This window comes from Gluconobacter sp. Dm-73 (genome assembly GCF_018256215.1).
GTDB lineage: Bacteria > Pseudomonadota > Alphaproteobacteria > Acetobacterales > Acetobacteraceae > Gluconobacter > Gluconobacter cadivus.
Genome location: NZ_JAERLW010000001.1, coordinates 136,793 through 149,706 on the forward strand (window position 1 = coordinate 136,793; position 12,914 = coordinate 149,706).

At 62.3% G+C, this 12,914-nt stretch carries 10 protein-coding genes; 7 read left to right on the forward strand and 3 right to left on the reverse strand.

The features are described 5' to 3' along the window. The first annotated feature begins 53 nt into the window (after nt 1–53). The 7 genes from bcp to JK176_RS15070 all read left to right on the forward strand — a co-directional run bounded on the left by bcp (nt 54) and on the right by JK176_RS15070 (nt 9,875). Nucleotides 54–557, forward strand: a complete 504-nt coding sequence (gene bcp, locus JK176_RS00690; RefSeq protein ID WP_211585918.1) for a thioredoxin-dependent thiol peroxidase — start codon at nt 54–56, stop codon at nt 555–557. Nucleotides 558–685: 128 nt separating this feature from the next. Next, nucleotides 686–3,883: a DUF3971 domain-containing protein gene (locus JK176_RS00695; protein ID WP_249194081.1), complete on the forward strand. Its 3,198-nt coding sequence runs from the start codon at nt 686–688 to the stop codon at nt 3,881–3,883. 96 nt (nt 3,884–3,979) lie between these two features. Next, nucleotides 3,980–5,365 carry a replication-associated recombination protein A gene (locus tag JK176_RS00700; RefSeq protein WP_211585920.1) on the forward strand — a complete coding sequence of 462 codons (1,386 nt, stop codon included), beginning with the start codon at nt 3,980–3,982 and terminating at the stop codon, nt 5,363–5,365. Further along, nucleotides 5,362–6,369 (forward strand): RluA family pseudouridine synthase, encoded by a 1,008-nt coding sequence (locus tag JK176_RS00705; RefSeq protein ID WP_211585921.1) that lies wholly within the window; start codon nt 5,362–5,364, stop codon nt 6,367–6,369. The genes JK176_RS00700 and JK176_RS00705 overlap by 4 nt, the downstream gene beginning before the upstream one ends. Continuing rightward, a complete protein-coding gene (locus tag JK176_RS00710; protein ID WP_211585922.1) occupies nt 6,366–8,897 on the forward strand; it encodes an AsmA family protein in 2,532 nt (843 codons plus the stop codon). Before JK176_RS00705 ends, JK176_RS00710 begins: the two co-directional genes overlap by 4 nt. Then, nucleotides 8,894–9,589, forward strand: coding sequence for an ATP12 family protein (locus tag JK176_RS00715; RefSeq protein ID WP_211585923.1), 696 nt, complete (start codon nt 8,894–8,896; stop codon nt 9,587–9,589). The genes JK176_RS00710 and JK176_RS00715 overlap by 4 nt, the downstream gene beginning before the upstream one ends. Before the next feature lie 154 nt (nt 9,590–9,743). After that, nucleotides 9,744–9,875, forward strand: coding sequence for a hypothetical protein (locus JK176_RS15070; protein WP_264815912.1), 132 nt, complete (start codon nt 9,744–9,746; stop codon nt 9,873–9,875). A gap of 76 nt (nt 9,876–9,951) precedes the next feature. Here the strand turns inward: JK176_RS15070 and JK176_RS00720 are convergent, their stop codons facing one another. The 3 genes from JK176_RS00720 to metZ all read right to left on the reverse strand — a co-directional run bounded on the left by JK176_RS00720 (nt 9,952) and on the right by metZ (nt 12,911). Then, the gene (locus JK176_RS00720; protein ID WP_211585924.1) at nt 9,952–11,118 is read right to left on the reverse strand and encodes a bifunctional 2-C-methyl-D-erythritol 4-phosphate cytidylyltransferase/2-C-methyl-D-erythritol 2,4-cyclodiphosphate synthase; all 1,167 of its coding nucleotides are present in this window, start codon (nt 11,116–11,118) and stop codon (nt 9,952–9,954) included. 84 nt (nt 11,119–11,202) lie between these two features. Continuing rightward, nucleotides 11,203–11,676 (reverse strand): Co2+/Mg2+ efflux protein ApaG, encoded by a 474-nt coding sequence (gene apaG, locus JK176_RS00725; protein ID WP_211585926.1) that lies wholly within the window; start codon nt 11,674–11,676, stop codon nt 11,203–11,205. A 41-nt stretch (nt 11,677–11,717) separates the two neighbouring features. Then, nucleotides 11,718–12,911 carry an O-succinylhomoserine sulfhydrylase gene (gene metZ, locus JK176_RS00730; protein ID WP_211585927.1) on the reverse strand — a complete coding sequence of 398 codons (1,194 nt, stop codon included), beginning with the start codon at nt 12,909–12,911 and terminating at the stop codon, nt 11,718–11,720. Nucleotides 12,912–12,914 lie beyond the last annotated feature (3 nt).

The following is a 12,914-nucleotide window of genomic DNA, read 5'->3' on the forward strand; positions in this document are numbered from 1 at the left end:
CTGAACGGTTTTCGTCCGGTTTGCCTTGATCGGATCGGACGGGTCGGGCAATCATGTGGCTTATGACCGTTTCTGCACAGAATACAGACCTGCAACCGGGCGACCGGGCGCCAGATTTTACGCTTCCCGCCTCTGCCGGGCGCACTGTGAGCAGTGCCGCGCTGAGCGGGAAGCCTTATCTGCTGTACTTCTATCCGAAAGCCGACACCCCCGGCTGTACGACGCAGGCCTGTGGTCTTCAGGAGGTTCTGCCCGAGTTCGACGCCGAGGGTCTGACGATCATCGGCGTCAGCCCCGATCCGGTGGCGAAAATTGAAAAATTCGCCACGAAATATGGTCTGAAGTTCCCGCTGGCCTCGGACGAGGACCATGCCGTCGCCGAAGCTTACGGAACATGGGTCGAGAAATCCATGTATGGCCGGACCTATATGGGGATGGAGCGCAGTTCCTTTCTGGTGGATGGACAGGGCGTCATCCGGAATGTGTGGCGCAAGGTAAAACCCGCGACACATGCTGCTCTGGTGGCGGAGGCTTTCCGGAACCTTCCGAAAGCCTGAGGGCTTATACCTCCAACTCTCACGAGGGAGACAGGCCGGAAACGCGCCGATGACCGTCTATGGCCGTCCACGACTTCCCGCGTCCTCCCCGCAGGCGTTTGCATCCTTCTTTTTGCCCAGGCCCACACATGCCGCGACACTGGCATGTGGCGCGCTGGGTTGCCTTGATCTGTGTTGCGCCGGTTGCGCTCGTAGCGGCTGCGGGCAGTGTGTTCCTGTGGAAACTGGCCCACGGCCCCGTGGAGATCACGCGCGTCTCCCATCTTGTGGAGCCGGTCTCGATTGCGGCGGGCAAACGCCCCGGACATCCGGCTGGTCGGCTGAGCTGGGACAGGCTCTGGATCCAGTGGCAGCCGAGCGCGGGCGGCGTTCCGGCTGGGCTTGTGCTGATGGCGCGCGGGCTGAAAGTCACCCGGTTTGACAATCTGGTGGCGGAACGCGCGACCGAGGCGGATGCCGTTCTGTCGCTAAGTGCGCTGTTTGAAGGCGTGATTGCACCGCGCACCCTGCGTCTCGAAGGCGCCACTCTGGCCCTGCGCCGTTTGCCTGACGGCGATGTGGATATGGATCTGCCAGAGCAGAAACGGGGCGGCCGGGGTGTGCCGACGCGGCTTGACCGCTTGCGCGCCGTGGATATCCACAATGTTTCCATCACATTCGCCGGGCTTCCACAGGACCGGACCGCCGTGATCGGCGACGTAGATATGAAGGCGCGCCGGATCCGGGTGGCGCCACATTCACGGGATTTCGTGTGGGTCGGGTCCGGGCGGGCCGCGGTTGCGCTCGATGGATTCCATACCATCCTGACGGCACAGGCCCGTCAAGTCGGGCATAATGGACTGTTGCATCTGCAGGCGACGCCATTTGAGCCGGCCCAACTCGGGGTTTTCAATCCACAAGCTGCGAACTGGCATGTTCCGGTGTCCATCGGGGCAGATGCGGTTTTTGTGCCGCAGGGGATGGATGCACTTCCATCGGAACTGACGCTGAACCTGTCTCTCGGGGACGGGAAGGTTTTTCAGAAAACCGCCGATCCGATCCATCTTCATGCAGGGCAGGCGAGCGTGCATCTGCGGATGGACCGTCCGGGCCTGAAGGGTGGTGCGCGGCTCGACGTTCCTTCAGCAGCGCTGGATGTGGCGGATACCGACGGTACGCTAACCCATCTGAAGGCTTCGGCCAGTGCCAGCTTGGACAATCTGCTCAAGCCGACAGTGCTGGACGCAGACGCGGAGGCCGGGCTGGATGCGATCCGCTTTGCAACGGTGGGATCCATCTGGCCTGCAACGATCGTCAAAGGCGGGCGACGCTGGGTTTCGAAGAACATCACGGACGGGACCGGGCGGGATCTACACGTCAAAGCCCATCTGCACAGCGATCATGGGCCGGACAAGATCCTGCCGACTTCGGTTGAGGGACAGCTGACAGGCCATGGCCTGACGGTCCATTGGCTGCGTCCAGTCCCTCCGGCCACGGGGCTTGATGCGTCTCTGCATTTCGATGGTCCGGAAACGCTTGTCATTGATCTGAGCCGGGGCGTTCAGCCGACGGATATAAAGCAGAACGTGCTGCTGCCGGATGGAGAAATCCGGATCGGCAAGCTCTATGACAAAGACCAGACGGGCGATATTTCCGCGCATCTGACGGGGCCTCTGGCGGGGTTCATGTCTGCTCTGGCGCATCCGCGATTGCATCTGCTGTCACGACATCCACTGCCGTTCACGCAACCAGCAGGCACGGTGGACGCGCATGTCCGTATGACGCTGCCGCTGGTGGCGCATATCCCGGACGGGGCACTGCATGTCTGGACGCAGGCGGCGTTTTCGGGCGTGCATCTGGGAAATGTCCTGATGGGGCATGCGGTGGACGGGGCTTCGGGCAAGATGTCCGCCACCGAGGATGCGCTTGACCTGACGGGAGACGGCCAGCTTGCGGGCATTCCCACGCATGTCGTGTTGTATGAGAATTTTCGAGGGGGTGCGCCGTCGCGCGTGTTGCAGACGATTGACGCGCGTTCGGTTTTGGACCCGCAATCTGCGGCAAAGGCCCGGATCGCGCCAGTTGGTCTGTTTGATGGCCATGCGGTTCTGAATGCGCATTTTGTGCAGCAGGCGAACGAAACGTCCGATCTGAAACTGTCGCTGGACATGGCCCAGGCTGCTCTGAGCGTGCCGATCTGGGCCAAGCCGCTGGGTGAGCCTGCGACGGCCATGGTGCATATCGGGTTTCAGGACGGGAAAATGTCCGTTCTGGACGGATTGCAGGCGCACGGGACTGATCTTTCCGTGGCGGGCAGGGGCGTCACGCATGCAGGCAAGCTGACCGGGATCGTTCTGGAAGGCTTTCGTATCGGTCGGACACAGGGAGATGCGCGCATTGCCCTGCCGCAGAGTGCGGAACAGCCTGTTGGTGTGACAGTCGATGCGGACCCGCTGGATCTGGCGCCGATGTTCGCGCCGCATCCCCCGGTGGCGGATACGGGAACGCAGAGCGCATCAGGCGGAACAAGCGCGTCCATGGGCGACAGCTGGTCCATCTCCCTGAACGCGCCGCATGTCTATTACGGCCCTAAAGCGCAGGTGGGCGGTGTCGTCTCGCAGATCGAGCTGCGCAACGGACATCTGACATCAGGGCGCTTTGCGTTGGACGCGCCGACCCGGGTGCGGGCGGTTCTGGGCGATACGGGGCGGGAGCATCCGTTCGTTCTGGATATCGACAATCTGGGTCTGCTGCTGGAAAATCTGGGGCTGTATGATCGCATCCGGGGGGGGAAGACGCATCTGGACGGGGTGTTCACGCCGGATGAAACCAGTGTTCGGAAAGTTCCGGAAGGACGGAGCGCCAAATCGGCAGGGCTGTGGGGCGGTTTGCCGCCGTTCCGGGGGCATGTGGACATGGGACCATCCGAGTTCCTGCGGCCGCCGCTGACGCTGACGGCAGTCTCCGACCTCTCGCCGCTGCACTGGCTGACCAATCATCTGGACCGGTTTGAAATCACCCATCTGTCCACGCGGCTCAGTCTGGCGGGGAATATGCTGGTGTTGCGTGACGGTGTGATCGGCAATCAGGCGCTGGGTGCCACGATGGAAGGGCCGATTGATCTGAAAACGTCCGGGCTGAACCTCAACGGGACGATCGTGCCGGTTTTCGGGCTGAATGCGCTTCCGGGGAAGTTGCCGGTTCTGGGGCATCTGATGTCTCCCGAGAAGGGGGGCGGACTATTGGCCGCGACGTTTGAATTGCATGGAACGGTTGAAAAACCCGATCTGTCAGTCAATCCGCTGTCGATGCTGTTGCCGGGCGTGCTTCGGCGTATTCTGCATTAAGGTTGGGCTTGGGGATTATCCTGACGGGTCGGAAGTCCCATCTCTGATCGGGAAGTCGAAGAACATTTCGGGGAGCGCGGGACGCCAGTGACGGACATGACAGATCTTTTCGGCGGCGCTCCCGGGGCGAAGCGTCCGTCCGGACATGCGCCGCACTCTGCACGGCAGGAGCGTTCGGTCGAAGCGCCGCAAGTGCAACGTCGGCCACCCTCGCGCACCCAGCCTCTGGCAGACCGTCTGCGCCCGAAGCGGCTGGAAGATGTACGGGGGCAAGATCATCTGCTTGGCCCTGAGGGGACGCTGACCCGGATGCTGGAGCGCGGCACGCTGTCCAGCCTGATTCTGTGGGGCGGTCCGGGATGTGGCAAGACGACGATTGCGCGCCTGCTCGCAGGACGGGCCGGGCTGTTTTACGCCCAGATTTCGGCAGTCTTTTCTGGCGTGGCGGATCTGCGCCGGGCGTTTGAGGAAGCGGACCAGAAACAGTCGGCGACGGGCAAGGGTACGCTGCTGTTCGTGGACGAAATCCATCGCTTTAATCGCGCGCAGCAGGACGGATTTCTGCCGTATGTGGAGCGTGGGACGGTGGTTCTGGTGGGGGCAACCACGGAGAACCCGTCCTTTGCGCTGAATGCGGCGTTGCTCTCGCGGTGTCAGGTTCTTGTGCTGAACCGGCTGGATGATGCGAGCCTTGAGAGCCTGCTTGTGCATGCGGAAGAGGAAGTCGGGCGTCCGTTGCCGCTTGATCCGGAGGCGCGGGCCAGTCTGCGGGCCATGGCGGATGGGGACGGGCGGTATCTGCTGAATATGGTCGAGCAGCTTGTGGCTCTTGATCCGTCGAAAGTTCTGACGCCGCGCGATCTGGCGGCGATCCTGTCGCGCCGGGCAATCCTTTATGACCGGGACCGGGAAGAGCATTACAATCTCATTTCCGCGCTGCACAAATCACTGCGCGGCAGCGATCCGGATGCGGGATTGTACTGGTTCGCGCGGATGCTGGAGGGCGGGGAGGACCCGCGTTACATCGCCCGGCGTCTGACGCGGTTTGCGGCTGAGGACGTGGGGCAGGCCGATCCGTCCGCGCTGCCGATGGCCGTGGCGGGGTGGCAGACCTATGAGCGGCTGGGCTCGCCGGAAGGAGAACTGGCGCTGGCGCAGGTCGTGGTGCATCTGGCGACCGCGCCGAAATCCAATGCGGTTTACACGGCCTATAAGGCAGCCCGTGCTCTGGCGCGCGATACCGGCAGTCTGATGCCGCCGTCGCATATCCTGAATGCACCGACATCCCTGATGAAGGATATCGGATACGGCAAGGGCTATGAATACGACCACGACAGCGAGGGTGGATTTTCGGGCCAGAACTACTTTCCGGACGGGATGCCCAGAGCGTCTCTTTATCATCCCACGGACCGCGGACATGAGGGGCGGATCAGAAAACTTCTGGACATGCGGGCCGCCAAGAGGGCATCCCGCGAACCATGACAGTTACCAACCGCATCGTGACCGAGGATGAGGCCGATATTCGCCTCGACCGCTGGTTCAGACGTCACTACCCCAATCTGACGCAGGGCGCGCTCCAGAAGCTGTGCCGTAAGGGACAGATCCGCGTGGAGGGAGGGCGTGTTCAGACCAATACCCGCCTGATCCCCGGACAGACCGTCCGCATCCCGCCTTTGCCGGATGTGGACAAGCCCGCACCCCTGCCGCCGCCGGATCCGATGCTGGAGCGCGAGATCCGCAAGATGGTGATTTACGAGGACGAGCACCTGCTTGTTCTCGACAAACCATCGGGCCTTGCGACGCAGGGCGGTCCGGGGATTACCAAACATGTGGACATGATGCTTGACGGCCTGCGGCCTGAGGGCGGCGATCGGCCGCGTCTGGTGCATCGTATCGACCGTGACACGTCCGGCATCCTTCTGATTGCGCGGACGCCGGGTGTGGCGGCGAAGCTTGCGGCTGCGTTCCGTGGGCGCGATGTGGAGAAGACGTACTGGGCTGTGGTTGTCGGACGGCCATCGCCGGAATCCGGCATCATCGACCAGCCTCTGGCCAAGATCGGTGCGGGTGGCGCGGCGCTGGTGATCGCGGCGTCACGCGATGAGGAAGACGCGGCTTCGGCCAAGACGGATTATGCGACGCTCGATGCCGCCGGAAAGAAGCTGAGCTGGCTGAAGCTGTCTCCGCTGACGGGGCGAACGCATCAGCTTCGCGTGCATACCGAATCCATTGGCACGCCGATCCTTGGTGATCCGCGCTATGGCGGAAAGGCCGCACATCCGGAAGGCTTTATCGACCGGTTGCACCTGCATGCGCGTCAGCTTGATATTCCCCACCCCGCCGGTGGGCGTTTGATCGTGACGGCCCCTCTGCCGCCGCATATGCGCGAGACATTCCGGACGTTGGGCTTTGTGCCGGGTGAAACGCCCGCGCCCAAGCGCGTTCGCGGCGGAGGCAGCAGCAAGGGCAGGGGGCCTGCGAAATGAAGAAGCTCACCGGCGGTCTGATTGCCGTCATCGTTGCTTTTGTTGGTGTGAGTGTGGCCACGCATGTCCTGATCGATCAGGACGCGCTGCGCGAGCGCGTGGCCGTGGCGCTTCAGCACCAGACAGGGCTTTCGATGCAGGTCCGTCATTCGTCGGTGCAGCTTTTGCCTTGGCCAGCCTTTGAGGCGTCCGACGTCGTGCTGAAGCGCGATGGGCAGACGCCGGTTCTCAAGGCTCATACGATCCATGCCGGAATTGCCGTCTTTGCCCTGCTGCATCGCGAGGTCCGGTTTCAGGATGTCGTCATCGAAAAAGCGACCGTCAATCTCGTGCGCGGTTCGGATGGACAGGCCAACTGGTCTCTGACGCCGGATCGTGAGGATGAGGATGCCGCCTTTCCGGTAAGGGCTCAGAGCGGCCAGCGGATTCAGGCGCATTGGACTCTGGCGCTTGATGGGCTGCATGTCGCGCAGACGGCAGTGCTCTGGAACGATCGCCTGAGCCATACGAGTGGATCGTTCGGTTTGGATTCGCTTGATCTGGCGGGACTCCGCAGTCCCAGTCCGTGGATCAGCCTTCAGGGACATCATGCCGGGACGCCCTTCACGCTCAAGGGGCATGTCGGCACTCTGTCGCAACGTCAGGGCACTCAACCCTGGGCGTTCAGCATCGGCACAACGCTGGGTGAGGGCGACAGGCGCGACTGGTTGAATCTGGACGGGCGGATCGGCAATCCGTCTAAGATGGAAAACGTGCTGCTGACGGTTCAGGGCGAGTGGCCCAACCTTCAGGACGCGCATCGTCTGTTCCCTCACGCCAATCTGCCGGATGTTCCGGCACTGGGCGGCGATGTTGCGCTTCAGGGCAGTCCGGGTCCGCTGACTGGTCTGGACGGAAATGCGCTGCTGCACCGTCTTGCGGAGACGATGACGCCCACGCGCGTTCATCTGCATGCCGGCTCTGTTGTGCTGAAGCAGGGTGCGGTACAGAATCTTCATCTTGATTCTGCGGGTCCGGATGCAGCGCTGACGGTTACGGCGGATACGCAGTGGCGCGATACGGCGTGGCATGTGGAAGCCGGAGCCGGGACGATGCAGCAGGCGGTTGCTGCATGGCGGAACGGCCTGCAGACCGCAGTGCCGCTGACGGCGGAACTGCGTAGCCAGACTACGCTCCTTTCCGGTGCGCCATCCTTCAATGCGCAAGACAAGGCCCGCGTCGCCGTTTCGGGAACGATCGGTGCGGAGAATGGGCATCTGACGGCGGACGGGAGCGGGAAGACGCTCCATCTGCCGGGTGCGCTTCTGCATGATGTGAGCCTGCATGGCACGCTGGAGACGCATGACCGCGAGAGCCTTTCGCTTGATGGCTTGACGTTCGGCAGTCAGGAACTGGCTCTGGATGGGGCGCTCAAGGTGGTTCTGGGGCAGGATGTGCCGCCCGTTGTGAGCGGAAATATTCATGCTGCAAAAATGGATCTGGACGTGCTCAAGGGGCTTTGGCTTGCACCAGCGCCTCCGGCAGTGGTTGTTCCAACGGCAACGGCAACGGCAACGGCAACGGCAACGGCAACGACGACGGCAACGACGACGCAGGGTAACAAGACTGTTCCGGCGCAAGATGAGCATCCTGTCGCACTACAGAATGCGCCGGACCTGACGCCCTTTTGGGTCAAACGGCTGCGGGCGCAGGATGTGAACCTGCATCTGGCCACGGATCACGTCGTGTTTGCGGGGCGGGACTATACCGATCTGTCGACGCGACTGACGCTGTCAGGCGGTCATCTGCGTCTGGACCCGATTTCCGGGCAGGCGCAGGGTCTGGCGCTTTCGGGAATGGTGGAACTGGATGCCAGTGCGCTGCCTGTCTCGGGAAACGTGACCTTCCAACCGCTTATTCTGCCAGCCGGTCTGCTGGAGACGCGTCTTGGAATGCCGCTGCTGCTTCAGGGGCCTGTGCAGGTCGTGGGGTATCTTTCGGCCAAGGGTAACAACGCTGACGAACTGAGGCAGTCGCTGGACGGGCATCTGGGCCTGTCGATGGTGGAGGGTCAGGTGCAGAGCGCGCTGCTTGGGCAGATGGCAGGGTCTGCGGCCAGTGTGGTTCTCGGGAAAGGCGACCGCTCGCTGCGGTGTCTGGGGCTGCATATGACCATTGCAAACGACATGGCGCATATTGACACGCTGGGGCTCCAGTCCGGGCGCTTTTCCGTTTCGGGCAATGGTACGGTCGGTCTTGGGACGCAGGTTCTGGATCTGCGCCTTCTGCCTGTGGTGGATTTTGAAGGGGCAGGGGCCTCCACACCGGTTGTGCTGACGGGAACGCTCGCGGCCCCGCATGTCGCGCAGGACCGGGATGCTGGCGGCAATTTCCATGTCACGATCGGCGGGGACGGCAATGCTGCCGATCCATGCACGGCCCCTCTGGCTGCTGCACGTGAAGGACAGCCCGGTCCAACGCCTGAGGCAGTCAAGCCTCATCATTCAAAGGCCGGGGATATCCTTCGGGCTCTGGGAGTTCTGCATTGAGCGGGCACAAGCGTTTCTGGAAAGCGGTCTCGGTCGTATCTGAGGGTGGCCTGTTCGAGCCGCGTCTGGATGGGCGACCGATCCGTCTGCCGCAGGGTCGGGTTCTGGCCGTCCGTTCGTCCGCTCTGGCCGAGGCTATTGCCGGGGAGTGGGGAGGGATTGCAGAACATGCGTCCTTCACGCCGGACGCGCTGCCCCTGACCCGGATTGCCGGGACGATGATCGAGCGGATCGCGCCTGATCCGCAGGCCGCACGGGATATGCTGCTCGGACTCGGGGTGGATGACGGGCTCTGTTATTGTGAAGACGGGATCGGGCCGGTTGCGAAGCAGGTTTTCGCCTGGCTTTCGGGTTACGGGATCCACCCGAGTGTAACAGATGGTCTCATGCCAGTAGCGCAGCCGGACGGATATCTGGCTGCTCTGACGCAGCTACTGGCAGCGCAGGGTGATCTGGAGCTTGCGGTTATGGGTGTGCTGGCACAGGCGACGGGGAGTCTGCTTCTGGCGCTTGCCGTCGTGGGAGGCGCTGTCAGCCTTGTGGATGCTGTATTGTGGGCCAATAACGACGAAAAATCCCAGCTTGCGACATGGGGGCAGGATGATGAACTCGTCCGCACGATGGAAAATCGCGAGAAGGATATTCTCGATGCGGGACTGTTTCTGACATTGGGGCGCAAGGTTTCGATCTAAGAGGAAAATGCCCTGAATGGGGCATGATCTTGCCATATTCGGGGATCATTGAAGGCCTCGCCATGTGACAGAACGAGATGATTGGTGACTCGCCCCGACCGGGGAGCGGGCGCTATCCCCGGTTCTGTCGAACACTGTCAGAGTCGAGGAAGTTATGTCCGTATCCGTTCGTAGGCCCCTGCTGCGTCACATGGGTACCCGTATCGTGAAGACCTGCTCTATCGGAGCATGGCTTTTTCTGGCTGCGACACCGTTGATCGTGGTGGTCTGCGCCATTCACGGCTGATTTTTTCGGCAATTCAGGCAATAAAAAAGCCCGGTCTCCTCAGAGGAACCGGGCTTTTTCGTATCGGAACTGCGGATCAGGCTTCCCCGTTATCCGGGACCATAATGCTCACTGTGGCGGTGGCGGCAATGCCTTCTTCGCGGCCCGTAAAGCCAAGACGCTCCGAGGTCGTGGCCTTGACCGAGATGCGGCTGACGCTAACCTTCAGCAGATCGGCGAGGCGCTGGCGCATGGTTTCGGCATGTGGGCCGATCTTGGGGCGTTCGCAGATCAGCGTGACGTCCGCGTTCACGAGAAAGCCGCCGCGCTCGCGGATGCGCTCGCCGGCGTGGATCAGGAAACGGGCCGAATCCATGTCCTTCCACTCATTGTCGGAAGGCGGGAAATGGCGGCCGATATCGCCTTCGGCCAGAGCGCCGTAAATGGCGTCACACAGAGTGTGGATGCCGACATCGGCGTCGGAATGTCCGGCGAGGCCCTTCGTATGGGGCACCTCAATGCCGCACAGGATCAGCGTGCGGCCTTCCTCGAAAGCATGGACGTCATAGCCCAGTCCGACGCGGGGCAGCAGGTTCCGGTCAATCACACCTTCAAGACGCATCAGGTCCTCCGCAACAGTCAGTTTGATATTGTCTTCCGACCCTTGAACGATCGCTACCGGATGGCCAGCCTGTTCGAGCAGGGCGGCGTCGTCGGTGCGGGTATCGCGCAGGGTGCGGTGAAGTTCGAGCAGGGTGCCGAAGCGGAAGCCCTGCGGGGTCTGGGCACGCCACAGCCCGTCACGCGGGACGGTATCGATGATGATGCCGTCGGCGGCTTTCTTGATCGTGTCGATGACGGCGACGGCCGGGATCACGCCCTCATGGGTTTTCAGGGCCTCGATGACGTTCTGCACCACCTCTGCGGGGACGCAGGGGCGGGCGCCGTCATGGACCAGCACCAGATCGGGCGGCTCGGGGAGGGCCGCGAGAGCTTCAAGGCCGTTGCGCACGCTGTCATGGCGTTCCGCACCACCGCTGACAGGTGCCAGAACGTTTAGCCCTTTCAGGCTGTCGGCTAACAGGGGATCGTCGCCGACCGGCAGCAGCACGTCCACATGCGGCAATAGGGCTTCGGCGGCTCTGCGGATGACGGGTTTGCCCCGCAGCATCCGGAACTGCTTGGAAGAAGTGTCCCCGTTCTGTGAGGACTCATCGAAGCGCCGGCCACGACCGGCAGCGAGAAGAAGGGCAGCGATACGCATGGGGGAGGAATGGGCCGGGACGGCAGGGACGTCAAGGTCGCGATGTTGCCCGCGCCGTTCTTCACAGACGCCCGATACGGCCTGTCAGTGGATCAGCGTGCTGTCATGGGGGCTGTCGAGACTGAATACGGGAATGCTGACGTCGAAGCGGTGGCCCGAGCGTGGCTCCAGCATGTGATAGGTGCCGTGCATGAAGCCCGAGGGCGTGTTCAGCATGGCGCCGGACGTATAGTCGAACTGTTCCTGCGGGGCGATTACGGGCTGTTCGCCGACGACGCCATCGCCGTGAACATGTTCCTTGCGGCCAAGACCATCCACGATTTCCCAACTCCGGGACAGGAGCTGGAAAGTGTCCTTCCGCTCGTTCTCGATGCTGATGTGATAGGCCCACGCATATTGGTGGTCTTCAGGATGGGACTGGTCGTCCAGCCAGAAGGTCCGGACCGTGACTGTTACGTCGTCGGTGGTTTTGCTGAAGCAGGGCGCAGTTTCCATGGCTTCGGCGAGGGCTGTCTCGGGATCGGCATGGAGCAGGGGATGGGATGACTTGTCAGGCATAATGCCATTGTAAAGCCATCCCGGTCTTTTGTCAGGAAAACTTATGCAAGGGCCGCAACTGCTGCGGCACCGCGCTTGAGATCGTCGATCAGGTCTGCTGGATCTTCCAGACCGACGGAGAGGCGGATGGCCCCGTCCGTGATGCCCAGACGCGCACGTTCGTCTTCGCTGACGCGCATATGGGTCGTCGTGGCGGGATGAGTTGCAAGGCTGCGGGCGTCGCCGAGATTGTTGGAAATCGCGATGATTTTGAAGGCATTCATGAAGGCGAATGCGCCCTCACGGCCCTTGTCCACCACGAACGCGACCATGGAGCCGCCATTGCTCATCTGTGCTTTGGCAAGTTCATGCTGCGGATGGTCGGCGCGCCCCGGATAGCGGACCTGAACAACACCCGGAAGTTCGGCCAGCGCATCGGCGACGGCAGCGGCATTGCGGGCCATGGCATCCGTACGGAGCTGGAGCGTTTCCAGACCCTTGAGAAGAACCCAGGCGTTGAACGGCGACAGGGCATTGCCGGTATTGCGGGTGTAGGGCTGAAGTGTCTCGTTGATCCATGCACTGGAACCGAGCACCGCGCCTCCAAGAACGCGGCCCTGACCGTCGATATGTTTCGTACAGGAATAGACGATCACATCCGCGCCCAGCTTGAGCGGGGACTGACCGAGCGGTGTGGCGAACACGTTGTCCACGATCAGCAGGCCGCCAGCCTTATGCGTCAGTTCGGCCACACGCGCGATGTCGAGGACGTCGAGCATCGGGTTGGACGGGCTTTCAATCAGCACGGCGGCGGTTGGCTTGGACAGGGCACGCTCCCAGGCGTCGTAGTCCGTGCCGTCCACCAGTTCGGTCTCGATGCCATAGCGGGGCAGGAGGTTGGTCACGATCCAGTAGCAGGAACCAAAAATGGCGCGGGAGGCCACGACGCGGTCGCCCGCCTTCACATGCGACAGGATGGCAGAGGAGACCGCACCCATGCCGGTTGCGGTGGCAACGCAGGCTTCGGCGCCCTCAAGGAGTGCGAGGCGCTCCTGAAGCGTGTCGACGGTCGGGTTGCCGAAGCGGGAATACTGGAAGTGCTGGACGTCGCCTGTAAAGGTCGCAGCGGCCTGTTCGGCGCTGTCATAGACGAAGCCGGAGGTCAGGAAGAGGGCTTCCGACGTTTCACCGAATTCCGTACGGTTCGGAGCTTCGTGCAGGAGACGGGTGGCTGTGCGCCAGTTTTCTGAAGACATAAT

What these genes read in the sequence shown, in the direction of transcription:
- JK176_RS00720 (WP_211585924.1), bottom strand. Translation starts at nt 11,118, where the DNA reads ATGCGTATCGCTGCCCTTCTTCTCGCTGCCGGTCGTGGCCGGCGCTTC.
- JK176_RS00695 (WP_249194081.1), top strand. Translation starts at nt 686, where the DNA reads ATGCCGCGACACTGGCATGTGGCGCGCTGGGTTGCCTTGATCTGTGTT.
- JK176_RS00700 (WP_211585920.1), top strand. Translation starts at nt 3,980, where the DNA reads ATGACAGATCTTTTCGGCGGCGCTCCCGGGGCGAAGCGTCCGTCCGGA.
- JK176_RS00705 (WP_211585921.1), top strand. Translation starts at nt 5,362, where the DNA reads ATGACAGTTACCAACCGCATCGTGACCGAGGATGAGGCCGATATTCGC.
- bcp (WP_211585918.1), top strand. Translation starts at nt 54, where the DNA reads ATGTGGCTTATGACCGTTTCTGCACAGAATACAGACCTGCAACCGGGC.
- metZ (WP_211585927.1), bottom strand. Translation starts at nt 12,911, where the DNA reads ATGTCTTCAGAAAACTGGCGCACAGCCACCCGTCTCCTGCACGAAGCT.
- apaG (WP_211585926.1), bottom strand. Translation starts at nt 11,676, where the DNA reads ATGCCTGACAAGTCATCCCATCCCCTGCTCCATGCCGATCCCGAGACA.
- JK176_RS15070 (WP_264815912.1), top strand. Translation starts at nt 9,744, where the DNA reads ATGTCCGTATCCGTTCGTAGGCCCCTGCTGCGTCACATGGGTACCCGT.
- JK176_RS00710 (WP_211585922.1), top strand. Translation starts at nt 6,366, where the DNA reads ATGAAGAAGCTCACCGGCGGTCTGATTGCCGTCATCGTTGCTTTTGTT.